28 protein-coding genes are annotated in these 26,293 nt (G+C 62.0%); 15 read left to right on the top strand and 13 right to left on the bottom strand.

All coding sequences use genetic code 11. From position 1 onward, the window contains the following. Positions 1 to 4: 4 nt before the first annotated feature. Positions 5 to 937 (top strand): D-2-hydroxyacid dehydrogenase, encoded by a 933-nt coding sequence (locus HDC32_RS12630; RefSeq protein WP_145334871.1) that lies wholly within the window; start codon positions 5 to 7, stop codon positions 935 to 937. 61 nt (positions 938 to 998) lie between these two features. On the opposite strand, the gene HDC32_RS12625 is transcribed toward HDC32_RS12630, so the two are convergent. After that, complete coding sequence (locus tag HDC32_RS12625; RefSeq protein ID WP_131698915.1) at positions 999 to 1,583, bottom strand: nitroreductase family protein; 585 nt, start codon at positions 1,581 to 1,583, stop codon at positions 999 to 1,001. A 153-nt stretch (positions 1,584 to 1,736) separates the two neighbouring features. Here HDC32_RS12625 and HDC32_RS12620 point away from each other — a divergent pair, with 153 nt between their 5' ends. After that, positions 1,737 to 2,186 (top strand): YcgN family cysteine cluster protein, encoded by a 450-nt coding sequence (locus HDC32_RS12620; RefSeq protein ID WP_003172524.1) that lies wholly within the window; start codon positions 1,737 to 1,739, stop codon positions 2,184 to 2,186. Positions 2,187 to 2,199: 13 nt separating this feature from the next. Continuing rightward, a complete protein-coding gene (locus HDC32_RS12615) occupies positions 2,200 to 3,420 on the top strand; it encodes a hypothetical protein (RefSeq protein ID WP_184744259.1) in 1,221 nt (406 codons plus the stop codon). Between the two features lie 58 nt (positions 3,421 to 3,478). Here HDC32_RS12615 and HDC32_RS12610 read toward each other — a convergent pair whose 3' ends face one another. The 3 genes from HDC32_RS12610 to HDC32_RS12600 form a co-directional block, all read right to left on the bottom strand. Then, complete coding sequence (locus tag HDC32_RS12610; RefSeq protein WP_131698917.1) at positions 3,479 to 3,844, bottom strand: DUF2892 domain-containing protein; 366 nt, start codon at positions 3,842 to 3,844, stop codon at positions 3,479 to 3,481. 67 nt (positions 3,845 to 3,911) lie between these two features. After that, positions 3,912 to 4,379 carry an RNA methyltransferase gene (locus tag HDC32_RS12605; RefSeq protein ID WP_010563721.1) on the bottom strand — a complete coding sequence of 156 codons (468 nt, stop codon included), beginning with the start codon at positions 4,377 to 4,379 and terminating at the stop codon, positions 3,912 to 3,914. A 168-nt stretch (positions 4,380 to 4,547) separates the two neighbouring features. Then, positions 4,548 to 4,922 (bottom strand): YajD family HNH nuclease, encoded by a 375-nt coding sequence (locus HDC32_RS12600; RefSeq protein ID WP_003210675.1) that lies wholly within the window; start codon positions 4,920 to 4,922, stop codon positions 4,548 to 4,550. Between the two features lie 106 nt (positions 4,923 to 5,028). Here HDC32_RS12600 and HDC32_RS12595 point away from each other — a divergent pair, with 106 nt between their 5' ends. After that, positions 5,029 to 5,949 (top strand): ParB/Srx family N-terminal domain-containing protein, encoded by a 921-nt coding sequence (locus HDC32_RS12595; RefSeq protein WP_184744257.1) that lies wholly within the window; start codon positions 5,029 to 5,031, stop codon positions 5,947 to 5,949. A gap of 40 nt (positions 5,950 to 5,989) precedes the next feature. Here HDC32_RS12595 and HDC32_RS12590 read toward each other — a convergent pair whose 3' ends face one another. Continuing rightward, positions 5,990 to 6,676 (bottom strand): spermidine synthase, encoded by a 687-nt coding sequence (locus tag HDC32_RS12590; protein WP_058411058.1) that lies wholly within the window; start codon positions 6,674 to 6,676, stop codon positions 5,990 to 5,992. A 78-nt stretch (positions 6,677 to 6,754) separates the two neighbouring features. Here HDC32_RS12590 and HDC32_RS12585 point away from each other — a divergent pair, with 78 nt between their 5' ends. Then, complete coding sequence (locus HDC32_RS12585) at positions 6,755 to 7,033, top strand: hypothetical protein (RefSeq protein WP_090407826.1); 279 nt, start codon at positions 6,755 to 6,757, stop codon at positions 7,031 to 7,033. On the opposite strand, the gene HDC32_RS12580 is transcribed toward HDC32_RS12585, so the two are convergent. Together HDC32_RS12580 and HDC32_RS12575 are read right to left on the bottom strand one after the other, a co-directional pair. Then, positions 7,030 to 7,503 carry a cyclic nucleotide-binding domain-containing protein gene (locus HDC32_RS12580; protein ID WP_131698919.1) on the bottom strand — a complete coding sequence of 158 codons (474 nt, stop codon included), beginning with the start codon at positions 7,501 to 7,503 and terminating at the stop codon, positions 7,030 to 7,032. The genes HDC32_RS12585 and HDC32_RS12580 overlap by 4 nt on opposite strands. A gap of 68 nt (positions 7,504 to 7,571) precedes the next feature. Continuing rightward, a complete protein-coding gene (locus HDC32_RS12575; RefSeq protein ID WP_184744255.1) occupies positions 7,572 to 9,614 on the bottom strand; it encodes a S9 family peptidase in 2,043 nt (680 codons plus the stop codon). Between the two features lie 24 nt (positions 9,615 to 9,638). Between HDC32_RS12575 and HDC32_RS12570 the strand changes: the two genes are divergently transcribed. The 3 genes from HDC32_RS12570 to HDC32_RS12560 are packed head-to-tail and all read left to right on the top strand — an operon-like array spanning position 9,639 to position 11,533. After that, entirely contained in the window at positions 9,639 to 10,172 is a 534-nt protein-coding gene (locus HDC32_RS12570; protein WP_131698921.1) for an MFS transporter, read from the top strand. Between the two features lie 30 nt (positions 10,173 to 10,202). Next, positions 10,203 to 10,979 carry a class II glutamine amidotransferase gene (locus tag HDC32_RS12565; RefSeq protein ID WP_184744253.1) on the top strand — a complete coding sequence of 259 codons (777 nt, stop codon included), beginning with the start codon at positions 10,203 to 10,205 and terminating at the stop codon, positions 10,977 to 10,979. A gap of 11 nt (positions 10,980 to 10,990) precedes the next feature. Beyond that, positions 10,991 to 11,533, top strand: a complete 543-nt coding sequence (locus HDC32_RS12560; protein ID WP_027604263.1) for a DUF2937 family protein — start codon at positions 10,991 to 10,993, stop codon at positions 11,531 to 11,533. A 34-nt stretch (positions 11,534 to 11,567) separates the two neighbouring features. On the opposite strand, the gene HDC32_RS12555 is transcribed toward HDC32_RS12560, so the two are convergent. Then, positions 11,568 to 12,482 carry a LysR family transcriptional regulator gene (locus HDC32_RS12555; RefSeq protein ID WP_184744251.1) on the bottom strand — a complete coding sequence of 305 codons (915 nt, stop codon included), beginning with the start codon at positions 12,480 to 12,482 and terminating at the stop codon, positions 11,568 to 11,570. A 174-nt stretch (positions 12,483 to 12,656) separates the two neighbouring features. On the opposite strand from HDC32_RS12555, the gene HDC32_RS12550 reads away from it, so the two are divergent. Genes HDC32_RS12550 through HDC32_RS12540 form a run of 3 tightly spaced genes read left to right on the top strand, consistent with a single transcriptional unit; the run spans position 12,657 to position 15,003 of the window. Next, positions 12,657 to 13,397 (top strand): 5-oxoprolinase subunit PxpA, encoded by a 741-nt coding sequence (locus HDC32_RS12550; protein ID WP_131698924.1) that lies wholly within the window; start codon positions 12,657 to 12,659, stop codon positions 13,395 to 13,397. Beyond that, the gene (locus tag HDC32_RS12545; RefSeq protein ID WP_131698925.1) at positions 13,394 to 14,098 is read left to right on the top strand and encodes an allophanate hydrolase subunit 1; all 705 of its coding nucleotides are present in this window, start codon (positions 13,394 to 13,396) and stop codon (positions 14,096 to 14,098) included. Before HDC32_RS12550 ends, HDC32_RS12545 begins: the two co-directional genes overlap by 4 nt. Further along, the gene (locus HDC32_RS12540) at positions 14,095 to 15,003 is read left to right on the top strand and encodes a biotin-dependent carboxyltransferase family protein (RefSeq protein ID WP_131698926.1); all 909 of its coding nucleotides are present in this window, start codon (positions 14,095 to 14,097) and stop codon (positions 15,001 to 15,003) included. The genes HDC32_RS12545 and HDC32_RS12540 overlap by 4 nt, the downstream gene beginning before the upstream one ends. 46 nt (positions 15,004 to 15,049) lie before the next feature. Here HDC32_RS12540 and HDC32_RS12535 read toward each other — a convergent pair whose 3' ends face one another. The 3 genes from HDC32_RS12535 to HDC32_RS12525 form a co-directional block, all read right to left on the bottom strand. After that, positions 15,050 to 16,228 (bottom strand): VWA domain-containing protein, encoded by a 1,179-nt coding sequence (locus HDC32_RS12535; protein WP_131698927.1) that lies wholly within the window; start codon positions 16,226 to 16,228, stop codon positions 15,050 to 15,052. Then, on the bottom strand, positions 16,228 to 17,073 hold the full coding sequence (locus HDC32_RS12530; RefSeq protein WP_003210690.1) for an AAA family ATPase: 846 nt from the start codon (positions 17,071 to 17,073) through the stop codon (positions 16,228 to 16,230). Before HDC32_RS12530 ends, HDC32_RS12535 begins: the two co-directional genes overlap by 1 nt. Before the next feature lie 99 nt (positions 17,074 to 17,172). Next, positions 17,173 to 18,249: a DUF748 domain-containing protein gene (locus tag HDC32_RS12525; protein ID WP_184744249.1), complete on the bottom strand. Its 1,077-nt coding sequence runs from the start codon at positions 18,247 to 18,249 to the stop codon at positions 17,173 to 17,175. 128 nt (positions 18,250 to 18,377) lie between these two features. Here HDC32_RS12525 and cysK point away from each other — a divergent pair, with 128 nt between their 5' ends. Next, the gene (gene cysK / locus HDC32_RS12520; RefSeq protein WP_108574007.1) at positions 18,378 to 19,352 is read left to right on the top strand and encodes a cysteine synthase A; all 975 of its coding nucleotides are present in this window, start codon (positions 18,378 to 18,380) and stop codon (positions 19,350 to 19,352) included. Positions 19,353 to 19,479: 127 nt separating this feature from the next. Continuing rightward, positions 19,480 to 20,418: an aspartyl/asparaginyl beta-hydroxylase domain-containing protein gene (locus HDC32_RS12515; RefSeq protein WP_131698929.1), complete on the top strand. Its 939-nt coding sequence runs from the start codon at positions 19,480 to 19,482 to the stop codon at positions 20,416 to 20,418. Positions 20,419 to 20,549: 131 nt separating this feature from the next. On the opposite strand, the gene acnA is transcribed toward HDC32_RS12515, so the two are convergent. Next, positions 20,550 to 23,291 carry an aconitate hydratase AcnA gene (gene acnA, locus HDC32_RS12510; RefSeq protein WP_131698930.1) on the bottom strand — a complete coding sequence of 914 codons (2,742 nt, stop codon included), beginning with the start codon at positions 23,289 to 23,291 and terminating at the stop codon, positions 20,550 to 20,552. 196 nt (positions 23,292 to 23,487) lie between these two features. Between acnA and rlmM the strand changes: the two genes are divergently transcribed. Beyond that, positions 23,488 to 24,564: a 23S rRNA (cytidine(2498)-2'-O)-methyltransferase RlmM gene (rlmM, locus tag HDC32_RS12505; protein WP_046490414.1), complete on the top strand. Its 1,077-nt coding sequence runs from the start codon at positions 23,488 to 23,490 to the stop codon at positions 24,562 to 24,564. A gap of 27 nt (positions 24,565 to 24,591) precedes the next feature. Then, positions 24,592 to 24,843 carry a sulfurtransferase TusA gene (gene tusA / locus HDC32_RS12500; RefSeq protein ID WP_131698931.1) on the top strand — a complete coding sequence of 84 codons (252 nt, stop codon included), beginning with the start codon at positions 24,592 to 24,594 and terminating at the stop codon, positions 24,841 to 24,843. On the opposite strand, the gene HDC32_RS12495 is transcribed toward tusA, so the two are convergent. Next, positions 24,840 to 26,234 (bottom strand): MATE family efflux transporter, encoded by a 1,395-nt coding sequence (locus HDC32_RS12495; protein ID WP_090407797.1) that lies wholly within the window; start codon positions 26,232 to 26,234, stop codon positions 24,840 to 24,842. The genes tusA and HDC32_RS12495 overlap by 4 nt on opposite strands. Positions 26,235 to 26,293: the final 59 nt, after the last annotated feature.

The following is a 26,293-nucleotide window of genomic DNA, read 5'->3' as shown; positions in this document are numbered from 1 at the left end:
AACCATGCGTGTTCTGATTGCTGAACAGGATCACCCGCTCTACGCCCAATTGCTCAATGACGCCGCGCCGGACCTTGAGGTGCTCACCAGCGGCGACTCGGCCGAGCTCTCACGCCTGGCCGCCGATTGCCCGATATGGCTGGGCCAGCCGGACCTGTTGGCGACGCTGCTGCGCCAGGGCCACCAGCCGCAGTGGCTGCAATCGACCTGGGCCGGCATCACGCCGCTGCTGGCCGAAGGCTTGCCCCGCGACTATCGCCTGACCCGCGCCGTCGGTATTTTTGGCCAGGTCATGGCCGAGTTTGTCCTCACCTACATGCTGGGTCACGAGCGCGAAGTACTCGCGCGGCTGGTCAGCCAGGTCGAGCGCAAGTGGGACAGCCGCACCGGCCAGAGCCTGGCAGGGCGCAAGGCGTTGATCGTGGGCACCGGCGATATTGGCCGCAGCGTGGCAGAGTTCCTCGTGCCGTTTGGCGTCAAGCTGTACGGCATTGCCAGTACCGCGCGGGAACAAGCGCCGTTTATCGAAGTGGCCGGCCTCGACCAACTGGGCCGGTTGGTGGGGGAGGTGGACTACGTGATCAACCTGCTGCCCAACACACCGAATACCCATGATCTGTACGACGCCGCGCTGTTCAAGCAATTCAAGCCGACCGGCCTGTTCATCAACGTTGGGCGCGGTGTGGCGGTGGTGGATGCCGACCTGGTCGAAGCCCTGAAAGAAGGGCACCTGGCCGGCGCGGTGATCGACGTGTGCCGCCAGGAACCGTTGCCGCAACGCCACCCGTTCTGGACCGCCTGGGGCCTGTTGTTGACCGGACACAGCTCCGCGCCGACCTCGCCGTCGATGATGGTGGAGTTGTTCCTGGAAAACCTACGTGCGTACAAGGCCAAGCAAGCCCTGCGTGGGGAAGTGGATTTCGAGCGCGGTTACTGAGCCGACGCGGGAAGAAAATGTGGGAGGGGGCTTGCTCCCACATTTTAATAGTGCGTCAGTTTCAGAGGCTGAAGTCACCTTCCGACACCAACTCGCTCAGCGGCTTGCGCGGGCTTGGCACTTCACGGCCTTGCAGGTACTCCGGCAAGGTCGATTTGTCGCCCAGCTTGCCCACCGCAACGGCGGCATGCAGCGCATAACCCTCTGGAATCTTCAGCTCCTTGCGCGTCAGCTCCTGATCGAAGCCGGCCATGCCGTGGGTGTGCCAGCCGCTGAGGCTGGCTTGCAGCGCCAGGTGGCCCCAGGCCGAGCCGGTGTCGAAGGTGTGCCACAGGGCCGGGGTTTCTTCCGTGGCGCCGGGGGCGATGAAGTCGGTTTTCGAGGCGATGATCACCAGCGCCGACGCATGCTGCGCCCAGCTACGGTTGAATTCATTCAGCAGGCCCAGGAAGCGCTCCCAATCCGGCGTGTCACGGCGCGCATAGAGAAAACGCCAAGGCTGCGAGTTGTAGGCCGACGGTGCCCAGCGTGCGGCTTCGAAAAAGCTCAGCAGGGTTTCCTGCGGGATGCTCTCGCCGGTAAAGGCGCGCGGCGACCAGCGTTCGGTGAACTGGGTATGGATCGGGTAATCGGCAACGCGTGTCATGGACAGCTCCTGATCGTCAATTCGGCGCTCAAAGCTACTGCGCCCCCACTAGACTGACAAGTCTTGGAACGCCGTCAGTCGTAAGCGCTTGGCCCCAGGGGTCTTGGGCACTAGACTGGCGGCCTTTTCACCTACCGATACCGATGTAGAGCCATGGCCGCCAAAGTCGAACCTTTCTGGATACGCAAAACCCTTGAACACCTCGACCAGGAGGAGTGGGAGTCGTTGTGCGACGGCTGTGGCCTGTGCTGCCTGCAAAAGCTTGAGGATGAAGACGACAACAGCGTCTATTACACGCGCATAGCCTGCAAACTGCTGGACCTGAAAACCTGCCAGTGCACTGACTACCCCAACCGCCGCGCCTCGGTGCCCGACTGCATCCAGCTGACCCCAGGCCAGGCCGATCAGTTCAAATGGCTGCCGCCCACCTGTGGTTACCGCCTGGTCAGCGAGCGCAAGGACCTGCCGTTGTGGCACCACCTGGTTTGCGGTGACCGCGACGCCGTGCACCACGAACGCATTTCCCAGTCCGGGCGCATGCTCAGCGAAGGCAGCGTGCCCGAAGACGACTGGGAGGATTACCTGATCTTCCGCGCGGGCTGAACAAGGAGTGTGTATGAGGGCGGGAACCAAGCTGGCGGCAAGCCTGGTGTTGCTGGCGTTGAGCATGCCTGCGTGGTGCGCGAAGAAGGTGGATGTGGATTATCACGTCAAGCTGCTGCCCCAGAGCGATCAGGCCGAGGTGCGGGTGAGCCTCTCCCAGGGCTCGGCGGTGCGTAGCCTGAACTTTGACCTGGGGCGCGCTGGCGACTACAGCGACTTCAAGGCCGATGGCCAGTGGAGCGTCACTGATCATCGTGGCCTGTGGCAACCCAGCGCCAGCAAGGCCAGCCTGACCTACCGTGTACGCCTGAGCCACGCGCGCAAACCGGGTATTTATGAAGCGCGGATGACGCCGAGCTGGGCGCTGTTTCGCGGCGAAGACCTGGTGCCCCCCGCACGCCTCGACCAGCAGGACGGTGTGGAGCTGGTCTCGCGCCTGATGTTCGAACTGCCGGCCGGCTGGAAAAGCATCGAAACCGCCTGGCCGCGCATCGGCAAGAACAAATTCCGCATCGACAACGTCTCGCGGCTGTTCGACCGGCCCACCGGCTGGATGCTCGCCGGCACCCTCGGCAGCCGCCGCGTGCGCCTGGGCGAGACCGAAGTGACCATCGCCTCGCCCAAGGGCCAAGCCATGCGGCGTATGGATGTGCTGACACTGCTGACCTTTGTCTGGCCGCAGGTCGAAGCGGCGTTCCCACGTCATCCGGCCAAGCTGTTGGTGGTGGGCGCCAGCGATCCGATGCGCCGTGGTGCGTTCTCGGCGCGCGACTCGATCTACCTCAACAGCCGCACGCCGCTGGTCAGCGAGAACGGCAGCAGCCCGTTGATTCGCGAAGTGGTGCAGGCGATTGGCCGCTTCAACGACCACGACAGCAGCGACTGGATCAGCGAAGGGCTGGGCGAGTACTACGCCATCGAATTGGTGCGCCGCGCAGGCGGGGTTACCGATGAGCGCTATCAGGCGATACAGGCGCGGTTGGCCAAGGAGGGCAAGGACGTGACCAGCCTGCGCGGCGACCACGTCAGCGGCGCGACGGTGTCACGGGCGGTGCTGGTGTTGCAGGAGCTGGACCGCGAGATCCGCGTGAAAACCCACAACAAGCGCTCCCTCGATGACCTCGCGCAAGCGGTGATGCGCGCCAACAGCATCACCACTGCGGAGTTCGTGCAGTTGGCGGAGAGCATCATCGGCGAATCGTCGGTGGTGCTCGACAGCAAGTTGTTACGCTGAGTCTTCGCCATACACAAAACAAAATGTGGGAGGGGTAAGCCTCCTCCCACATTTGAATCTAACCAGTGGTTTTAACGGCCTTCTCAGCCGCCACTTCCGCCTTGGTCTTCAGGCTTTTCAGCTCTGCACCCGCACGCTCGATCTTCGTGCGCACGCTGTTCATTTCCTGGCGGCCCTGTTCCAGCTTGTCTTTAAGCGTACTGTGCCCTGTAAAGCCACGAGCCAGCGCCACACCGCCGATCGCCACCTGAATCAACCCAAAAATCCCGCCACGGCGCAGACCTTTGCCCACCATCATCACGCCACCGGCCACTGAGCCGATGCGTTCCCAGCCATGCACGTTCTGGGTGGGCTGATTTTGGGGAGACGGGTTCTGGAAGGGGGTGTGTTCGATGATAGGTCGCAAGGTTTTGCTGTCGCTCATGATCTGTCTCCAACAAGGGCAAGTGTATGCAGCTGACTGCGTGCAAGCGCCGGATGTTCCCAAAAAATCAGTACTTGGGGCCCGAACGGGTGTTGTTGCCCTTGGCCATGCGGTCGTAGAGCACCACGTTGACGGTGGCAGCGAGGTTCATGCAGCCAGTGGTCGGGATGTACACGACGTCTTCGCACCAGTCGCGGATGTCTTTATCCAGCGACCCGTCTTCAGGGCCGAAGATATACAGCGCGCGGTCGGGGTGGGTGTATTCGGGCAGCGGGCGGGCGCCTTCCACCAGCTCCACGGCGACCGGGATGCAGCCCAGCGGCAGGATCTTCTTCAGGTCATCGATGCCGATCAGCGGAATATCGTGGTGGACCTTCTTGGTGTCGGTGATGAAGTCCCGCGCGCGCTCGTAACGCACGCCGGTGTAGAACACCGAGGCCACGCCGTAGCAGCCGGCGGCACGCATGACCGAACCAACGTTTTCGGGGGATTTGGGGTTATACAGACCGATGCAGCTGTAGCGTTTATTGCCCACGGGGAAGGGTGCCTTGGAGAAAAACGGCGATTATACGGCTTGAAGGTGATGTATTGCTTGGGCTAACGCTATCGGGAGCAAGCCCCCTCCCACATTTGAAAGTGTTCACAACTCAAAATGTGGGAGGGGGCTTGCTCCCGATGAGGCCAGGACAGGCGACAACACTCTTCAGTCGTCTTTCTTCATCAACCCCGCCAACGCCGCAAACGGGTTGTGCGTAGCCTTGGCGATCGTCGGGCTGCTGGTGGAGCCTTCGCCGAAGTACTGCTGGTCGGTGTAGCGCGAGTGTTCGTTGTCGTGGCAGTACAGGCACAGCAACTCCCAGTTCGAGCCATCCTGGGGATTGTCATCATGATTGTGGTTACGGTGGTGTACGGTCAGTTCACTCAAGCGCTTGCCGGCGAACTCACGGGCGCAGCGGCCGCACACGTGCGGGTACATCTTCAGGGCTTTGTCGCGGTAGCCCATTTCCCGGTCGCGCTGGGCATCGGCAAGGATGCGGTCCAGCTTGGCGGTGTGGGAGGGCGGGTTGGTCGAGCTCATCATGGCTCCTGGCTATTTGGTGGTCACGGATAGGGTTGATTCTAGCCGCTTGCGCCGCAAATGACCGCTAGGATCGATTTACTTTACTCATAAGGATCTGAAAAACATGCGTCTGCTTTCATGGACTGTTGCACTGCTACTGAGTGTCGCTACCCTTCAGGCCCAGGCGTTCTCGACGCCCAAACCCGGGCAGGTGGTCGAAGTTGCCCTTGAACAATTGCATCCGACCCAAGCAGTGGTGGGCTTCGACCAGATCTATTACAGCCTGGGCTTGTTCGCCGACAAACCCGCCAAGGTCTTCGATGAATACTGCGAAACCAACGGCCAGGGCGAGGCCGACAAGGTGCCCAACAAGGCTGCCCTGCACCAGCCCGACAGCTTCACCTGCAAGGACCCGGTGGGCACCCATCCCGAAGACATGAAAACCGTGGTGGTCGGCCCCGCCAGCCAGCTGTACCTGACCGACGGTCACCACAGTTTCACCACCTTGTGGGAAGTGCCCGGCGGCGGCCCGCGCTTGAAGATGTGGGTCAAGGTCACCGACGACTTCAGCAACAGCCCGAACATGGCGAGCTTCTGGCAGCGCATGGAAGCGGCCCGCAAGGTCTGGCTCAAGGATAACCAAGGCCAGACCTTGCCGCCGGAACAACTGCCGGCGCACCTGGGGTTCAAGAACCTGCAGGACGACACCTTCCGCAGCCTGGTGTATTTCACTCGCAAGGCCGCCTATGGCAAGCCGGATGGCGGCGAGATCGCACCGGAGTTCCTGGAGTTCTATTGGGGCAACTGGCTGCGCACGCAGATTGATCTGGGCCAGTACAACCTGAACAAGAAAGGCGGCTACAAGGACGCTATCGAAGCGGTCGCCAAGCGCATGGTCGGCCTGGCGCCGGGCTCACAGGTGGGTGACAGCGGTTTCACCGCCCATCAACTGGGCGGCATGACCCAGTTGGACCGCGATGAGCTGCAGAAGACCTTCGACAAAAAAGTGCCGTACGTGATCGACTACCGCAAATCCCACGACTGACGGGGATAGAAATGGGGGAGGGGTGTCTTGAGAAGCGTGCTCAGCCCTTGAGCTTCTCCGCTATCCAGATGGTGTGCCGGGTGCCCTTGTTGCCGTGGGCAAACACCTGCACTTCCTCGGCCTTGAAACCGGCCTTGCGCAGTTTGTCGCTGAACAGCTTGTCGGCGCTGGCGGACCATACCGCCAGTACGCCCTTGGGCCGCAAGGCCTTGGCGCAGGCGGCCAGGCCACCGGCTGAGTAGAGCCAGCTGTTGGCCTTCTGCGTGAGGCCTTCGGGGCCGTTGTCGACGTCGAGCATGATCGCGTCAAAGCCCTGGGGCTCGGCCTGCAGCACCTTGGCCACGTCTTCCATGCGGATCACCGTGCGCGGGTCCAGCAGTGGGCGGCCGGACTTTTCCCCCAGCGGCCCACGGTTCCATTCCACAACACCGGGCACCAGTTCCGCCACCACCACTTCGGCGGTCTTGCCCAGGTGCTTGAGCGCCGAGGCCAAGGTGAAGCCCATGCCCAACCCGCCGATCAACACCCGTGAGCCCGGGCGCCCCGCGACCTTGCGGCAAGGGATTTCCGCCAGCGCGTCTTCGGAGCCGTGCATGCGCGTGTTCATCAACTGGCCGCCGTCACCGCCCTGGATCTTGATGACAAAGTCTTCACCGTATTCGAACAGGCACAAGGCACCGCCGTTGTCGGGGATCGGGGTGGTGTCCAGCAGAACGAAACGTTTCATGGAAATCTCATTGGGAAGGGCATTCTTGCGCGGTTGGGAGTAGCCTTACGACATTCCGGTCAGGCCATGGAGCCATCGATGAAGTGCAGCATTCTAACGGTCATTGTGTTGAGCGCGCTCGCATTGGGTGCGGCGCAGGCTCAGGAGTTGCAAACCGTACCGGTGGCACCGGCACCTACCCCAGGCGCACCGGGCACGCCGACGCCGACGCTGTATCCGCAGATCACCCCGCCGGCCGTGCCGAAGACGAACGGCTCACCGCCGTTGGTGCCCATCGTATTGCCGACACCGCCGAAGGACCAGACGGTGCCTGGCCTGCAGCAGAACGACAGCAAACCGAAGACGCCCGGCGGTTAAAACGGTTGGGAGAGTAATTGCCCATCGGCCATGCGCAGGCGCTTGGACAACGCGATGGCGATTGCGCGGATGATCTTCGCCGCCACACGCGGCGTTTCATTGAGCATCTTTTCCAGGGCGTCCTTGCCCAGGTTCAACAGCACGCAGTCACTGGCGGCCACGCAGCTGGCCGAGCGCCGCTCACCGTCAAGCACCGCCATCTCACCAAAGGCCCGGCCGCTGCGCAGGGTGGCGATGGTCAGGCGCTGGCCGGTGTGGTTGGTTTTCTGCACCGCCACCTGGCCGCTGTGGATGATGCACATGAAGGTGCCGGCATCGCCCTCGAGGAAAATCACCTCGCCCTCGGCAATGCTGCTGATATTGAAGTAGCCGGCGGCGACGTAAAAGTCTTCCGGCAGCAAAGGGTCGAACAGGCCGCAATCCATGAGCATGTCGCGGATTTCGGTATTCATTAGCGTCGGTAGTGCCATGGCTGCAATCTTGGTCCATCAATCAGGAGGCGGTCCTGTGTTCAGACAGGGCCGCCCCGCTAAGTTCCTTAAATCAGCCCCAGCGCCTTGAACACAAATGCATATTCGAGTGCTACGTCACGTAATCCCTGGTAACGACCGCTCATCCCGCCGTGGCCGGCACCCAGTTCGGTCTTGAGCAACAGCAGGTTGTCGTCCGTCTTGGTGTCGCGCAACTTGGCCACCCACTTGGCCGCCTCCCAGTACTGCACGCGACTGTCGTTGTAGCCGGCGATCACCAGCGTGGCCGGATAGGCCTGGGCGCTGACGTTTTCGTACGGCGCGTAGGCCTTGATGCGTTCATACACTTCGGGCTCTTCGGGGTTGCCCCACTCGTCGTACTCGGTGATGGTCAGCGGCAATTCCGGGTCGAGCATGGTGTTGAGTACGTCGACAAACGGCACTTCGGCAATCGCCGCCTGGAACAGCGCCGGACGCTGGTTGAGCACCGCGCCGATCAACAGGCCGCCGGCACTGCCGCCGCTGATGACCAGTTGCTTGGAGGTGGTCAGGCCCTCGGCGATCAGGTGCTCGGCACACGCGATAAAGTCGCTGAAGGTGTTCTGTTTGTGTTCCTGCTTGCCATTGCGATACCAGGCTTCACCCAGTTCGCCACCGCCGCGCACATGCGCAATGGCGAACGCCACGCCACGGTCCAGCAGGCTCAGGCGTGCATGGGAGAACCACGGGTCGAGGCTTGAGCCATAGGCGCCGTAGCCATACAGGTACAACGGTGTCGGCTTGCCGAGCTGGTCGCGCTTGACCACCAGGCTGATCGGCACCTGGGTGCCATCGGCGGAAGTGGCCCACAGACGCTGGCTGACGTAGTCATCGGCATTGAACACGCCGAGCACCGGGGTTTCCTTGAGCACCTGCTGCGCGCCGCTGGCCAGTTCCAGCTGGCGTACCTGGGCCGGGCGGTTCAGGGCTTCATAGCGCAGGCGGATCTTGTCGCTGACGAATTCCAGGCTGTTCTGTACGTAGAGGCTGTAGGCGGCGTCGGGCAATTCCACGCGATAGGCCGGCACGCCTTGGGGGTGCACTTCGATCACCGGCAGGCCGCCGATGCGCAGGCTCAGGGTCATGGCGTTGACGTTCAGGCTGACGCCGTCGAGCATCACCTCGTCGCTGTGGGGGATCAGGTTCTGCCACTCATCCTCAGTCGGCACGTCGCCAATGTCGGTAGCCACAAACAGGGCGTAGTTGATGCCATCACGGTTGCTGCGGATAAACCAGGTCCACGCGCCATTCAGTTGGCCGTGGTCGACATCGTATTCATGGTCCTCGACCCGCGGAGCCAGGCAGGTGAAGTCCAGGTGCGGCTGGTTGGCGTCCAACGCCCAGACCTCGCTGGTGGTCTTGCTGCCGAGCGAGAGCAGCAACTGGCGCTCGGAACTGGAACGGTAGCAATGCAGGAAGAAACGCCCGTCGGGCTCATGGAATACTTCCTGCGCCGCCGTGCCATCCAGGCGGTAGCGATACAGCTTGTGCGGGCGGTGGGTGTCGTCCAGCTCGCCGAAGAACAGGGTCAGGCTGTCATTGGCCCAGGTCATGCTGCCGTCGCAATCCTGAAACTCCAGTTCGCTGACTTTGCCCGTGGCCAATTCCTTCACGAACAGGGTGTAGATCTCTTCGCCACTGGTATCGAGGCTGTAGGCCAGGCGCTGGTGGTCGGGGCTGATGCTGAATGCGCCGAGGGAAAAGAAGCCGCCGTTGGCCAGCACGTTCGGGTCCAGCAACAGCTCTTCGCTGCTGTCGTCCACCTGGTTGCTGTCGTCGGCCGGGCGGCGGCAGCGGTAGTGGCGGGCGTATTCGTCACCGGCGGTGGTGCGCGTGTAATACAGGTAGGGGCCCCAGGGGGAGGGCAGAGACAGGTCGGTTTCGAGAATGCGGCCCTTGATCTCCTCGAACAGGGTTTCGCGCAGGGCCTGCTGGTCGGCGAGCTGGGCTTCCTGGAAGGCATTTTCGGCCTTCAGGTAATCAAGGACTTCAACGCTGTCGCGCTCTTGCAGCCAGGCGTATGGGTCCTGGCCTGGGGCTTTACGGGCAATCGGGGCGGTCGATGAAGGCATGGAGCACTCTCTGTCTGGCGGAAGGTGGCAGGCATTGCAGCCGCGACACGCAAAAGCCGTTATCATAGCCGCCTGTTTGCCTACCTTGCCATGGACACCATGACCGAGAACGACTATCTGACCGCTTGGGGCCTTTACGCCTTCGCCGCTTTGGGCTGCCTGTTGGTGTGGTGGCGCATGACCCGCTGGATCTGGCGCTGGCTGCGCGAGCCGCTGCAGTTGCTGATGGCGGTGCTGCTGTTGAGCCCGACCATCGTCGACCCGGTCAAGACTCAGTTCGCGCCGGCCGTGGCCATCACGGCGCTGGACCTGGTGCTCAAGGTCGGCAATAACGCCTGGCGGGCCATTTCCGATTTGTTCATGTACACCATGATCGCCTTTGGTGTGTACATCGTGTTTGTGCTGATCCGCTGGCCCATCGAGCGCGCCGCCAACGCCCGCCGTGAGCGCAAGGCTGCCACCGATGCCGCCTTGGCCGCCGAGCCTGTGGACGAAGACGACGAGCCGTTCCGCCGTCCTGCACCGGTGAGCGGTATGCGGGTCGAACCGCGCCTTTAACGTTGTCCGCCCTGCAGTGAGAGCCCTAGCATGTGTGAATTATTGGGCATGAGTGCCAACGTCCCCACCGATATCGTGTTCAGCTTTACCGGGCTGATGCAGCGTGGTGGGCGCACCGGCCCCCACCGCGACGGTTGGGGCATCGCTTTCTACGAAGGCCGTGGCCTGCGCGTGTTCCAGGACCCGGCCGCGAGCAGTGAGTCGGAAGTCGCTCTGCTGGTGCAGCGTTACCCCATCAAGAGTGAAGTGGTGATCGGGCATATCCGCCAGGCCAACGTCGGCAAGGTGAGCCTGGCCAACACCCACCCGTTCGTGCGCGAACTGTGGGGCCGCAACTGGTGTTTCGCCCACAACGGCCAACTGGCGGACTTCACCCCCCGCGCCACCTTCTACCGCCCGGTAGGCGATACCGACAGCGAAGCGGCCTTTTGCGACCTGCTCAACCGCGTGCGCGAAGCCTTCCCCGAGCCGGTGGACATCGAACAGATGCTGCCGGACCTGATCGCCGCCTGTGCCGAATACCGCAGCAAAGGCGTGTTCAACTGCCTGCTCAGTGATGGCGACTGGCTGTTTTGCTATTGCTCGACCAAATTGGCGCAGATCACCCGGCGTGCACCGTTTGGCCCGGCGCGCCTCAAAGATGTCGACGTGATCGTCGATTTTCAGGCCGAAACCACCCCCAACGATGTGGTGACGGTGATTGCTACCGAACCGTTGACCGACAACGAAAACTGGACCCGTTACGAACCGGGCCAATGGAGCCTGTGGCGACGCGGTGAATGCGTCAGCCAGGGCGTTACCGAGTAAGGATATCGACCATGTTGCTCAGTTATCTGCGGTTGGTGCTGTTTGCCATTGGCCTGTTGGTCGGCGTGCAAGTGCCGGGGTTTATCAACGACTACGCCAAGCGCGTCGAAGCCCACCTGATCGAGGCGCAGACCGGCCTGAGCGGGTTTGAAACCACCGCGCGGCAGTTCTTCAACGGTGACTTGAAGGCCTTGGTGGCGCATTACCGTGCCAGCGATGACCCGGTGTTCCAGAGCGATGCCAACAGCCTGGGCGCGATGCTTGACCGCCAGGTGGCGTTAGACAAGCAATTCCAGGCCATGCAAGGCCCGTGGTACATCCGCGCCCTGCAAGTGGCGGTGGCCGCCGACCCGGATATCCGCCTGGAAACCTGGAACGGCTACAGCTACCAGATCCTGCTGACCCCCGAAGCCATGGGCTGGGGCCTGGGCGGGGCGATGCTGCTGTCGTTCGGCCTGGAGTGCCTGTTCCGCCTGATCGACTGGGTGGTGCTGGGCGGCAAGCGCTTGCGCCAGAGCCGGCCAATCGAAGAGCGGGACCTGAAAGGTCTCTAAAGACCGCCCCTCCCACAGTTTTAATCGAGTTTCGTCAGGGGGTCAGCAGCATCCGCTCTTCGCCGACTTCCTCGGCATAGCGGGCAACGACCTTCTGGCACAGCCCCACAATTTCCTCCACCAACTCCACGCCCACACGCCACGACACCACCACCTGCAGGTTCGGCAGTTTCTGCGCCATCGGCAACATCACCAATTCACCCCGCGCCAGTTCTTCGCTGACCAGCACCGGCGGCAGTGCGCCAATCCCGAAGCCATCGCGCAGCAGACGGGTAGTCGCCGATACCGAGTTCACACAGTTCATCCGTGGCGCGGCCACGCCGTTGGCTTGCATCAGGCTGAGGACGTCCTGGTGCGGATGGGAGTTTTTCGAATAGGTGATGATGCGCTCCTGGGCCAGTTCGGCGAGGGACGCGTAGTCGCGGTTGTAGATCGACTGGCTGGCGACGATCCAGGCCATGGGGTGGCTGCCCAGTTCCAGGCTGCGCACGGTTTCCAGGCGCAGCAGGTCGGTTTGCAGGATCAGATCGAGAAAACCTTTTTGCAGCTGATCGCTGAGGTTAAGTGCGGTATCGGCGACCAATTCGATTTCCACCAAAGGGAAGTGGTCCATCAGCTCCGCCACCAACGGGCTGAGCCAGGTATGGATCACCGTGTCCATTGCGCCGATCCGGACGCGTCCGACCTTGCTGCTGGTGGTTTCCAGGGACTGTTTCAGGCCCTGCATGGTCACCATCATCTGCTCGGCATAATCGAGCACCTTCAAGCCTTCCGGGGTCAGGCTCACACCCCGTGAATCACGCAGAAACAGCTTCACCCCCAGCTCGCTCTCCAGCACGGCGATGCGGCTGGAAATCGAGGCTTGGGTGGTGAACAGCTTCTCGGCGGTCAGGCGGAAGCTCTTGAGCTTGGCCACCCAGACGAAGGTTTCGAGGAACTTCAAATTCATGGGATCAACTTTTTCTTATGCATGGATCGGTTTTTATTAGTTGGACGCCGCACCGGGCAAGCGCCAAAAATCGAGCCATTCCACGATAAGCGCCGTTGGGGTATCAGGACAAGTTGCGAGTTCTGCGTAAAAAATCCCACACTACAAAAAACAAAGCCTACAGGAGCAACCACCGTGAGCCGTCTGCTATTGAATTGCGACATCGGCGAGAGCTTTGGCAACTGGACCATGGGTCTGGACGCCGAGGTCATGCCGTTCATCGATTGCGCCAACGTGGCTTGCGGCTTTCATGCCGGCGACCCGAGCATCATGCGCAAGACCGTCAGCCTGGCGCTCAAGCACGGCGTACAGGTAGGCGCGCACCCGGCGTATCAGGACCTGCAAGGCTTTGGCCGCCGCTCCATGGCCTACACGCCCGAGGAAATCCAGGACCTGCTGCATTACCAGATCGGCGCACTGGATGGCATCTGTCGTGCCCAGGGCGGGCGGGTCAGCTACGTCAAACCTCACGGCGCGATGTACAACGACATGATGGCTAACCCGGCGCAACTGCGGGCGGTGATCCAGGCGGTGGCTGCTTATGGCGACCTGCCGTTGATGCTGCTGGCCACCCGCGACAACAGTGCGGCTCAGGCATTGGGTGATGAGTATGGGGTAATCCTGTGGTTCGAAGCCTTTGCCGACCGTGCGTACGACAGTAACGGCCACCTCGTTTCGCGCCAGTTGCCGGGCGCTGTGCACCATGATCCCGAGGTCATCGTCCACCAGTCATTGACGCTCTCTCGTGGCGAACCCCTGACCGCCAGCGATGGCAGCTCGTTGTTATTGCGCGCCAATACCCTGTGCGTACATGGCGACAACGCCAGCTCGGTCGCTGCCGTAAAGCGCATCCGTGAGGCGTTGAAGCCGGTATGAAGCTACGGATTGAAGTGGTGGCCATCGACTGCCTGATGGTGCGGCTGTTCGACGTGATCGCCGAGGCCAATATGCCGTGGATGCTTGCCGCCACCCAGCGCCTGCGAGCCGGTTTCGGCACGGCACTGGTAGACCTGGTGCCGTCCTACACCACCTTGATGCTGCATTACGACCTCACCGCGTTGAACCCGGCCCAGGCGCGGGCATTGATCGACCAGGCCCTCGCCGACCTGCAACCCCAGGCCCAGGGCAGCGGCCAGTGCCATGTGCTGCCGGTGTGGTATGACCTGAGTGTCGGCCCTGAACTGACGTTGCTCGCCCAGCGCAGTGGCCTGGCCGTCGACGAGGTGATCCGCCGCCACAGCGCCCACGAATACCAGGTGTTCGCCCTCGGCTTCGCCCCCGGTTTTGCCTTTATGGGGCTGGTGGATGAGATACTCGCCACACCGCGCCTGAGCACGCCACGCAAACGCGTGGCGGCCGGCAGTGTGGGCATCGCCGAGCGGCAAACCGCCGCCTACCCGGTGGTGTCCCCCGGTGGCTGGAACCTGATTGGCCGCACCCCGGCCAAGCTGTTTGACCGCGAGCGCGACGGCTACAGCCTGATGCAGCCCGGTGACACGGTGCGTTTTGAATCCGTCAGCCACGCCGAATTTATCAATCTGGGTGGCGATGACACGCCGTTGGAGGCGCAGGCATGAGCCGCTTGATCATCGAGGCCAGCACGCCGCTGTGCCTGTTGCAGGACGCCGGTCGTTTTGGCGTGCGCCACCTGGGCGTAACCCAGGGCGGCGCGCTGGATTGGGTGTCAATGTCGTGGGCCAACTGGCTGTTGGGCAATGCGCTGAATGCGCCGGTAGTGGAAATCACCTTGGGTGGTTTTACCGTACAGGCCGAGGACTACTGTCTGCTGGCGTTGGCCGGGGCGGATTTGGGCGCGTATATCGACGAACGTGCGATCAGCCCCGGGCGCAGTTTTATCCTGCAGAAGGGTCAGCGCCTGCGCTTTACCCAGCCGTTCAGCGGCGCGCGGGCTTACCTGGCCGCGCCGGGCGGGTTTGATGCGCCGGATGTGCTGGGCAGTTGTGCCACGGTGGTCCGTGAGGAACTGGGTGGGCCGGACGGTTTCGGCAAGGCCCTGGCCGAAGGCGGGCGCTTGGCCTATTCCGGTACCGGCGGAGCGATGAAAGTGCTGAGCGCCCAGGCGCTGCCCGCCAAGGCGCCGCTGGATGTGATCGTCGGCGCCCAAATTGGCCAGTTCAGCGGCCAGAGCCTGTTTGATGCCTTCAACACCGACTGGGCCCTGGACAGTCGCGCCGACCGCATGGGCATGCGCTTGCTCGGTACGCCGTTGCAGTACCAAGGGCCGTCGCTGATTTCCGAAGGGATCCCGTTGGGCGGCATCCAGGTGCCGCCGGATGGGCAGCCGATTGTGTTGCTCAATGATCGGCAGACCATTGGCGGGTATCCGCGTCTGGGCGCGTTGACGCCATTGGCGCTGGCGCGGCTGGCGCAGTGTTTGCCGGGGGAGAAGGTGAGGTTGGCGCCGGTGGTGCAGGAAACGGCGCATCGGCAGCATGTCGAGTATTTGCGCCGATTTACATAACACCGCCCCTCCCACATGAGATCTCCTGCATTATGGGGATCGGCGTTTATTTGGAGAGGAAGCGCATCCCTTCCTCAAGCCCGCGCAGCGTCAGCGGGTACATCTGATCCTCCACCAACTCCCGCACAATCCCCGTCGAGGCCGTATAGCCCCACGTATCCTTGGGATACGGGTTTATCCAGATCAGCTTCTTGTACTTGGCCATGAAGCGCTGCATCCACACATACCCCGGTTCTTCATTCCAATGCTCGACGCTGCCGCCGGCCTGGGTGATTTCATACGGCGCCATCGACGCATCGCCGATAAAGATCACTTTATAATCGGCACCGTACTTGTGCAGCAGGTCCTGGGTGGAGGTGCGCTCGGAGGTGCGGCGCTGGTTGTTCTTCCACACCGACTCGTACACGAAGTTGTGGAAGTAGAAGTACTCCAAGTGCTTGAACTCGGTCTTGCACGCCGAGAACAGTTCTTCGCAGATCTTCACGTGGGCGTCCATCGAGCCGCCGATATCGAACAGCAACAGCAGCTTGATGGTGTTGCGCCGTTCCGGGCGCATCTGGATATTCAGCAGCCCGGCATCGCGGGCGGTGTGGTCGATGGTGCCGTCGATGTCCAGCTCTTCGGCCGCACCCTGGCGGGCGAACTTGCGCAGGCGGCGCAGGGCGATCTTGATATTGCGCGTGCCCAGTTCCACCTGGTCATCGAGGTTCTTGTACTCGCGCTGGTCCCAGACTTTTACCGCCTTGCCCTGGCGCTTGCCGGCGTCGCCGACGCGAATGCCTTCCGGGTTGTAGCCGCCGGAGCCGAACGGGCTGGTGCCGCCGGTGCCGATCCATTTGTTGCCGCCGGCGTGGCGTTCTTTCTGTTCTTCCAGGCGCTTTTTGAATTCCTCGATCAGCTTGTCGAGGCCACCAAGGGATTGGATCTGCGCGCGTTCTTCATCGCTCAGCGAGCGCTCGAATTCCTTGCGCAGCCACTCTTCGGGGATCAGCGCCTGCAGGTGGTCGTCGAGCTTTTCCAGGCCGTTGAAATAGGCGCTGAAGGCACGGTCGAACTTGTCGAAATGCCGCTCGTCCTTGACCAGGATCGCCCGGGCCAAGTAGTAAAACTCGTCCATGTCGGCGAAGGTCACGCGCTGTTTCAGCGCGTTGATCAGGTCGAGCAGCTCGCGCACCGACACCGGGACCTTGGCGGCCCGCATTTCATTGAACAGGTTGAGCAACATTAGCGATTACCGCGACGGCTCATGAATGCCAGACGTTCCAGCAACTGCACGTCTTGCTCGTTCTTGACCAAGGCACCCGCCAGGGGCGGGATGGCCTTGGTGGGGTCGCGCTCGCGCAGCACCGCTTCGCCGATATTGTCGGCCATCAGCAGCTTGAGCCAGTCGACCAGTTCGGAGGTGGACGGTTTTTTCTTCAGGCCCGGCACTTTGCGTACGTCGAAGAACACGTCCAGCGCTTCGCTGACCAGGTCTTTCTTGATGTCGGGGTAGTGCACGTCGACGATTTTTTGCAGGGTGGTGCGGTCGGGGAAGGCGATGTAGTGGAAGAAGCAGCGGCGCAGGAACGCGTCCGGCAGCTCTTTTTCGTTGTTAGAGGTAATGATGATGATCGGGCGCTTCTTGGCCTTGATGGTCTCGTCGATTTCGTAGACGTAGAACTCCATTTTGTCGAGTTCTTGCAGCAGGTCGTTGGGGAACTCGATGTCAGCCTTGTCGATTTCATCGATCAGCAGGATCACCCGCTCCTCGGACTCGAACGCTTCCCAGAGCTTGCCTTTCTTGAGGTAGTTGCGCACGTCGTGCACCTTGTCCACGCCCAGCTGCGAGTCGCGCAGGCGGCTGACCGCGTCGTACTCGTACAGGCCCTGGTGGGCCTTGGTGGTGGACTTGATGTGCCAGGTGATCAGCTTGGCGCCGAAGGACTCGGCCAGTTGTTCGGCGAGCATGGTCTTGCCGGTGCCGGGCTCGCCCTTGACCAGCAGCGGGCGCTCCAGGGTGATGGCAGCGTTGACGGCCAGTTTCAGGTCGTCGGTGGCAACGTAGGCCTGGGTGCCTTCGAACTTCATCGGTCATTCCTCGAATTCATCAATGCCCGACTATACCGCGAGGCCCCGGCGACTGTGAACGCAGACGGGTTATTCAGTCTCTGAATGACCGGTCACGGCTCAATTCGCCGAGGGCTTGGGCTGTTCATAGCGCGCATCGAACGCCTGGATAAAACCATTACGTAAAATCGCCAAAAATGCGGAGAAAGCGCTGACATTTTGCTGGTGTACGCTCCCACTCAGCTCCACGCGGGTGGCGAACTGGTTCTTCGCCTGGTTCTTCAGCACGGTCTCGCTGGCGCCCACCACCGCCTCCCAGATCGAGCGGAAGATGTTCTTGTCCTTGTTCTCCACGTCCTGTTGCCAGTCGAAGACCTCCACATCGCGCAGCAGCGGCTTGATGTAGCCGGTCAACTGGCCTTTTTCCGCCTGGGCTTCAATTACCACGTCCCCGGTGCCGGCCTTGAAGTCGAACTTGCCGTAGGCCGAGGCGAAGTCGTTCATGCGCTTGAGCTGCAAGTCCCTGGCGCGGAAGCGAAACTCGAAATTCTCGAAATTGCTCAGCGGGTCGAAAGTGGCGGTGGCTTCCAACGGGGCCTGGCCTTGCAGCAGGGCTTTGCCGTCGAAGCGCGCGTCGCGCCGGCCTTTGACGTCCACCACATTGGTCAGGTTGTAGAAGCTGGCGTTGACGTCGGTCGCGTCGATCTTCACCACAGGTTTGGAACTGAAGTTGTGGAAGGCGATCTTGCCGTCTTCGATGCGCACTTCGTCGAGGGTGATGGGAGCCAACTTACTCAACTGTTCGCGCCAGTCGGTACCCTTACCGGTCTGGGAGGCTTGCTTGTTGGCGCCGCCGTCGACGAAGTTCACTTCGGGCTTGATAAACAGCACTTTGGCCACCACCGCGTGGTCGTACCAAAGAGCGTGCCAGCTCACCGCCAGGTCGATCAGCGGCGCCTTGACGAACGGGACGGGGACCTTGCCGTCGACCTTGATGATTTCAAGGCCATTGATCCGGTACGCGCCACGCCACAGCGCGAGGTCCACGTCGGTCACCTGGCCGCGGTAATCGCCCATGTTCGCGAGCTTGTCATTCAGGTAGTTACGCACCAGATAGGGCAGCGCGATGCTCATGGCGACCAGGACCACCAGCAATCCGGCAATGGTCCATAGTGGCCAGCTGTAGCGACGTTTCATGGGGAGGGTCCTCTGTCCATATAGTGGGGTGGACCTCTGCGACAGGCGCAACGTTCCTTCGACTGGACGCTTTGCAACACGAGGCATACCCTTGGAGCCTTTCTGAAAACCGCCTAATAGGACCCGCCATGAGCCGCATCTTTGCAGACAACGCGCACTCCATCGGTAACACGCCCCTGGTTCAGATCAACCGTATCGCACCGCGTGGCGTGACCATCCTGGCCAAGATCGAAGGACGTAATCCGGGCTACTCGGTGAAGTGCCGCATTGGCGCAAACATGATCTGGGACGCCGAAGGCACCGGCAAACTCAAGCCGGGCATGACCATCGTGGAACCGACTTCCGGCAATACCGGTATCGGCCTGGCCTTTGTCGCCGCTGCCCGTGGTTACAAGTTGCTGCTGACCATGCCGGCGTCCATGAGCATCGAACGACGCAAGGTGCTCAAGGCCCTCGGCGCCGAGTTGGTACTGACCGAGCCGGCCAAGGGCATGAAGGGCGCCATCGACAAAGCGGGCGAGATCGTTGCCAGCGACCCGGCCACCTATTTTATGCCGGCCCAGTTCGAAAACCCGGCCAACCCGGCCATCCACGAAAAAACCACCGGCCCGGAAATCTGGAACGACACCGATGGCGCCGTGGACGTGTTGGTGGCGGGCGTCGGCACGGGTGGGACCATCACTGGTGTGTCGCGCTACATCAAGAACACGGCGGGCAAGCCGATCCTGTCGGTGGCTGTCGAGCCGATGGTGTCGCCGGTGATCACCCAGGCCCTGGCCGGTGCAGAGATCAAGCCCAGCCCCCACAAGATCCAGGGCATTGGCGCCGGGTTCGTGCCGAAAAACCTCGACCTGTCGATGGTCGACCGCGTGGAGCTGGTGACCGACGACGAGTCCAAGGCCATGGCCCTGCGCCTGATGCAGGAGGAGGGCATCCTGTGCGGTATCTCCTGCGGTGCCGCCATGGCCGTGGCCGTGCGCCTGGCCGAGAAACCGGAAATGCAGGGCAAGACCATCGTGGTGATCCTGCCGGACTCCGGTGAGCGCTACCTGTCGAGCATGCTGTTCAGCGATTTGTTTACCGAGCAAGAAAACCAGGCTTGATTTATGTCAGCCGGTCAGCCTGGGCCTTCTGCATAATGGCCCAACTGTTTATCATGGCCGGCTGTTACGTCTGGTCTCCCATCGCCGGGAGGCTGTTGGCCAGGCGCTTATTTCCAGGAGTTGCTGCATGACCTTTTCTTTGGCCGCCAAACTGTCGGTGCTGTTGCTGTTTATCGGCAGCACGCTGTATGTGCACTTGCGCGGCAAGGCCCGTTTGCCGATGTTGCGCCAGTTCGTCAACCATTCGGCGCTGTTCGCCCCCTATAACGCCTTGATGTACCTGTTTTCGGCGGTGCCGTCCAAGCCGTACCTGGACCGCAGCAAGTTTCCGGAACTGGACGTGCTCAAGGACAACTGGGAAGTGATCCGCGAAGAGGCCATGCACCTGTTCGACGAGGGTTATATCCGCGCCGCCGAAAAGAACAACGACGCCGGTTTTGGTTCGTTCTTCAAGAAGGGCTGGAAGCGTTTCTACCTCAAGTGGTACGACAAACCCCTGCCATCGGCCGAGGCGCTGTGCCCGAAAACCGTGGCGTTGGTGAGCAGCATCCCCAACGTCAAGGGCGCGATGTTCGCGCTGTTGCCGGGCGGCAGCCACCTCAACCCGCACCGTGACCCGTTTGCCGGTTCCCTGCGTTATCACCTGGGCTTGTCCACGCCGAACTCCGACGACTGCCGCATCTTCGTCGACGGCCAGGTGTACGCCTGGCGCGACGGTGACGACGTGATGTTCGACGAAACCTACGTGCACTGGGTGAAGAACGAAACCGAGCAGACCCGCGTGATCCTGTTCTGCGACATCGAACGCCCGCTGAGCAATCGCCTGATGACCCGCGTCAACCGCTGGGTCAGCAAGCAACTGGGCCGTGCCACCGCGCCGCAGAACCTCGACGACGAGCGCGTCGGCGGCATTAACCAGGCGTATGCCTGGAGCAAGACCTTCAGTGACAAGTTCAGCGGCGTGGTCAAGCAGTGGAAGCGCAAGCATCCGAAGGCTTACCGCATTGCGCGGCCGGTGCTGGCGGTGGTGGTGCTGGTTCTGTTGTGGAAGTGGTTGTTCGGCTGATCTGAAGCGTTAAACGCGGTTAAAGTGTGGGAGGGGGCTTGCTCCCGATGGCGGTGGATCAGTCATAGATGTTTTGACTGACATACCGCTATCGGGAGCAAGCCCCCTCCCACATTTGATCTCCTGTGTTCTTAAGAGGCGATCAACTGCCGCAGCACATAGTGCAAAATCCCCCCCGACTTGAAGTATTCCACTTCATTCAAGGTGTCGATCCGGCACAGCACGTCGACCTTCTCGCGGCTGCCATCCTCCCGGGTAATCACCAGCGTCAGGTTCATCCGCGGCACGATCTCGACCTCGGTCAGGCCGAGAATATCGATCTTCTCCTTACCCGTAAGCTTCAGCGCCTTGCGGTTCTGATCCAGCTTGAACTGCAGCGGCAGCACGCCCATGCCCACCAGGTTGGAACGGTGAATCCGCTCGAAGCTCTCGGCGATCACCGCCTTGACCCCCAGCAGGTTGGTGCCCTTGGCTGCCCAGTCGCGGCTGGAGCCGGTGCCGTACTCCTGACCGGCGATCACCACCAGCGGTGTGCCGCAGGCCTGGTACTTCATGGCTGCATCGTAGATCGGCATTTTCTCGCCGGTGGGGATGTACAGCGTATTTCCGCCTTCCTCGCCGCCGAGCATTTCATTGCGGATGCGGATGTTGGCAAAGGTGCCGCGCATCATCACTTCATGGTTGCCGCGGCGTGAGCCGTAGGAGTTGAAGTCACGCGGCTCTACGCCTTGCTCGCGCAGGTAGCGGCCGGCAGGGCTGTCGGCCTTGATATTGCCGGCGGGGGAGATGTGGTCGGTGGTCACCGAGTCGCCCAGCAGCGCCAGTACGTTGGCGCCCTTGACGTCTTTGATCACCGGCAGGGGGCCGGCAATGTCATCGAAGAACGGCGGGTGCTGGATGTAGGTGGAGTCTTTCTGCCACACATAGGTCGCGGCCTGTGGCACTTCAATGGCTTGCCACTGTTCGTCGCCGGCGAACACTTCGGCGTATTCCTTGTGGAACATGCCGGTGCTGACTTGCGCTACTGCGTCAGCGATCTCCTGGCTGCTCGGCCAGATGTCCTTCAAATACACCGGATTACCCTGTTGATCGTTACCCAGCGGTTCGCTGCTGATATCGATGCGTACGGTCCCCGCCAAGGCGTAGGCCACTACCAGGGGCGGCGAGGCCAGCCAGTTGGTTTTCACCAGTGGGTGCACGCGGCCTTCGAAGTTGCGGTTGCCGGACAGCACCGAGGCCACGGCGAGGTCGGCCTTCTGGATGGCTTTTTCAATCGGCTCAGGCAACGGCCCGGAGTTGCCGATGCAGGTGGTGCAGCCATAACCCACCAAGTCGAAGCCAAGTTTGTCCAGATATTGGGTAAGGCCCGCGGCCTTGTAGTAGTCGGTGACCACTTTGGAGCCGGGCGCCAGGGAGGTTTTTACCCAGGGTTTGCGCGTGAGGCCTTTCTCCACGGCTTTTTTCGCCACCAGCCCGGCGGCCATCATCACGCTGGGGTTGGACGTGTTGGTGCAGGAGGTGATGGCGGCGATCACCACGGCGCCGTTTTTCAGGCGATAGGTCTGGCCTTCGTATTCATAGTCGGTTTCGCCCACCAGGTCGGCGTTGCCCACGGCCACACCACCGCCGCCTTCACTTTCCAGGCGGCCTTCCTCTTTGTTGGTGGGCTTGAATTGCAGGTCGAGGAAGTCGCTGAACGCCTGGCCGACGTTGGGCAGGGACACACGGTCCTGTGGACGTTTTGGCCCAGCGAGGCTGGCTTCGACGCTGCCCATGTCAAGGGCCAGGCTGTCGGTGAACACCGGCTCCTGGCCTGCATTGCGCCACAGGCCCTGGGCTTTGGTGTAGGCCTCGACCAGCTTCACGGTGGCAGCCGGGCGACCGGAGAGGCGCAGGTAGTCCAGGGTCACCTCATCCACCGGGAAAAAGCCGCAGGTGGCGCCGTATTCCGGGGCCATGTTGGCGATGGTCGCGCGGTCCGCCAGGGGCAGGTCCGCCAGGCCGTCGCCGTAGAACTCGACGAACTTACCCACCACGCCTTTCTTGCGCAGCATCTGGGTGACGGTCAGCACCAGGTCGGTGGCGGTGATGCCTTCTTTCAATTTGCCGGTGAGCTTGAAGCCAATCACTTCCGGGATCAGCATCGATACCGGTTGGCCGAGCATCGCCGCTTCCGCTTCGATCCCGCCCACGCCCCAGCCGAGCACGCCGAGGCCGTTGATCATGGTGGTGTGGGAGTCGGTGCCCACCAGGGTGTCGGGGAAGGCGTAGGTGCGGCCGTCCTCGTCCTTGGTCCACACGGTGCGGCCCAGGTATTCGAGGTTGACCTGGTGGCAGATGCCGGTGCCCGGCGGTACCACGCTGAAGTTGTCGAAGGCACTCTGGCCCCAACGCAGGAAGGCGTAGCGTTCGCCGTTGCGCTGCATTTCGATGTCGACGTTCTGCTCGAAGGCGTCGGCGTTGCCGAACTTGTCGACCATCACCGAGTGGTCGATCACCAGGTCTACGGGCGAGAGTGGGTTGATACGCTGCGGGTCGCCCCCGGCCTTGGCCACGGCGGCGCGCATGGCGGCCAGGTCGACCACGGCGGGTACGCCGGTAAAGTCCTGCATCAGGACGCGGGCGGGGCGGTACTGGATCTCGCGGTCGGACTGGCGCTCTTTGAGCCAGGCGGCAATGGCCTTGAGGTCGGCGCCGGTGACGGTCTTGTTGTCTTCCCAGCGCAGCAGGTTCTCCAGCAGCACCTTGAGGGACATCGGCAGCTTGTCCAGGTCACCCAGGCTCTTGGCGGCCTCGGGCAGGCTGAAATAGTGGTAGGTCTTGTCGTCGATTTCTAAAGTTTTAAGGGTTCTCAGGCTATCAAGGGATGACATTACATGACTCCTTATGGTCCGCACGGCTACGGACCTGACGGGACGAACAGAGCTTTCAAACTAGCGCTGTTTTCAGTAGCTGGCTAATTACTGGACTCTATGGACAGAACCAAGGTTCCGAACTCGGCTATCATGCGCGCGTTTTCATGACAGGCATTGCGATAGCGCGACGTCAGTTGAGTCACCAGGAGAGTCGATGAACACCCTTTTTATGCACTGCCGCCCGGGGTTTGAGGGCGAAGTCTGTTCCGAGATCGCGGAACACGCCGCGCGCCTGAACGTTTCCGGCTACGCCAAGGCCAAGACCGGCAGCGCCTGCGCCGAATTTGTCTGCACCGAAGAAGACGGCGCCCAGCGCCTGATGCACGGCCAGCGTTTTGCCGAGCTGATCTTCCCGCGGCAGTGGGCGCGCGGGGTGTTTATCGACCTGCCGGAAACCGACCGTATCAGCGTGATCCTCGCTCACCTGCGTGAATTCCCGGTGTGCGGCAGCCTGTGGCTGGAGATGGTCGACACCAATGACGGCAAGGAACTCTCGAACTTCTGCAAGAAATTCGAAGTGCACCTGCGCAAAGCCTTGTTGAACGCCGGCAAGCTGGTGGACGACCCGAGCAAGCCGCGCCTGCTGCTGACCTTCAAAAGCGGCCGCGAAGTGTTCATGGGCCTGGCCGAGTCGAATAACTCGGCGATGTGGCCGATGGGCATCCCGCGGTTGAAATTCCCCCGGGACGCGCCCAGCCGCTCGACCCTGAAGCTGGAAGAGGCCTGGCACCACTTTATCCCCCGCGACCAATGGGACGAGCGCCTGCATGGCGACATGACCGGCGTCGATCTGGGTGCGGCCCCTGGTGGCTGGACCTGGCAACTGGTCAACCGTGGCATGCTGGTGACCGCCATCGACAACGGCCCCATGGCCGAAAGCCTGATGGACACCGGCCTGGTGCAGCACCTGATGGCCGACGGCTTTACCTTCGTGCCCAAGCAGCCGGTGGACTGGATGGTGTGCGACATCGTCGAAAAGCCGGCGCGCAATGCGGCGCTGCTTGAGACCTGGATTGGCGAAGGGTATTGCCGCGAGGCGGTGGTGAACCTGAAGTTGCCGATGAAACAGCGTTACGCCGAGGTCAAGCGCCTGCTGGAACGTATCGAGGACGGTTTCAAGGCGCGCGGCATTCGGGTGGAGATCGGCTGCAAACAGCTGTATCACGACCGTGAAGAAGTGACCTGCCACCTGCGTCGGCTGGTGGATGTGAAGAAAACCAAGGCCCGCTAAACTGAGCGCCGGTTTCAGGAGTAGACAATGAGCGATATTTTCCACACCGCCGTTGATGGCACCCTCGACGCAACGGGCCTCAACTGCCCTGAGCCGGTGATGATGCTGCACCAGCACATCCGCGACCTGCCGCCCGGCGGCTTGCTCAAGGTGATCGCGACCGACCCGTCAACGCGCCGCGATATTCCCAAGTTCTGCGTGTTCCTTGACCATGAACTGGTGGATCAGCAGGAGCAGGCCGGTACGTACTTGTACTGGATCCGCAAAAAGGCCGATTAACCCCGCGCCTTCTCCAGGCGAATGCGCCGGCGTGCACTGCGCGCCAGGCGCACCAGCAGCATCCCCGCCGCACAGCTCAACCCCACGATCAGCCCTTGCCACAAACCGCTCGGGCCGCTGGGTTCGCCCAGCCAGTGAGTCAGCCCCAGGGCGTAACCCACCGGCAGCCCCACGCCCCAGTAGGCAAACAGGGTCAGCACCATGGTGACGCGGGTGTCCTGGTAGCCACGCAGGGCGCCGGCAGCGGTGACCTGAATCGAGTCACTGAACTGGAACAGCGCTGAAAACACGATCAGCGTCGATGCCAGGTGAATGACGATGGGGTCCGGGGTGTAGATCGCCGCAATCTGCTCGCGAAACACCAGCATCAGGCTGCAGGACAGGCAGGCGTACGCCAGCGCCGTGCCCATGCCGACCCCGGCGGCAAAACGCGCTTCCCGCGCCTCGCCACGCCCCAGGGCCTGGCCGACGCGCACGGTGACGGCCATGCTCAAGGAATAGGGGATCATGAACACCAATGAGCTGACGTTCAGCGCGATCTGGTGCCCCGACACGACCGTGGCGCCCAGGCTGCCGAGCAGCAGGGCGATGACGGCAAAGATGCTCGATTCGGCAAAGATCGCGATGCCAATCGGCAGGCCAATTCCCAATACGCGCTTGATTACCGACCACTGCGGCCAGTCGAAGCGCTTGAACAGTTCACTGCTCTGGTAGGCCGCCCCCCAGCGGGTCCAGGCGGCCATGCCGAGCATCATCACCCACATCGCAATCGCCGTGGCCCAGCCGCAGCCCACGCCGCCCATGGCCGGTAAGCCCAGGTGACCGTAGATGAAGATGTAGTTGAGCGGGACATTCAGCGCCAACCCGCACAGGCCCATGGCCATGCTGGGCAGGGTGCGGCCCAGGCCGTCGCTGAAACAGCGCAGCACGTAATACAGGGCAACGGCCGGCATCCCTGCGGCGATGCCATGCAGGTAGCCCATGGTGGGGGCGATAAGCTCGGGTTCAACCTTCATGGCATGCAGGATCGGCTCGGCGCAGAGCAGCAGCAGCGAGCCGATGATGCCGACCACCACGGCCAGCCACAATGACTGACGCACCAACGGCCCGATTTCACCATAGTGGCCCGCACCGTAGCGTTGGGCGACTTTCGGCGTGGTGGCCAACAGCGTACCGGTCATCAGCAGGTACACCGGAATCCAGATCGAGTTGCCCAGACCCACCGCCGCCAGGTCCTGGGGGCTGACGCGGCCGGCCATCACCGCGTCGACAAAGCTCATGAAGGTGGTTGCCAGTTGGCCGATCATGATCGGCAGTGCGAGCGTCATCAGGCCACCCACTTCCCGGCTGATGCGGGCGGGGCGGGTAAGGGGGGCAGTGGCAGTGTTCACGTACGGGTGTCCAATAGAGAAGGGCGCAAGGCCGGCGGATTCTACGCCTTGACGTAATG

Origin of the sequence: Pseudomonas sp. JAI120 (genome assembly GCF_014207255.1) — a bacterium.
In the GTDB taxonomy this organism is placed as follows: domain Bacteria; phylum Pseudomonadota; class Gammaproteobacteria; order Pseudomonadales; family Pseudomonadaceae; genus Aquipseudomonas.
Note: the sequence above shows the minus strand (reverse complement) of the source record. Positions and strands in the feature narration are given on the sequence as shown.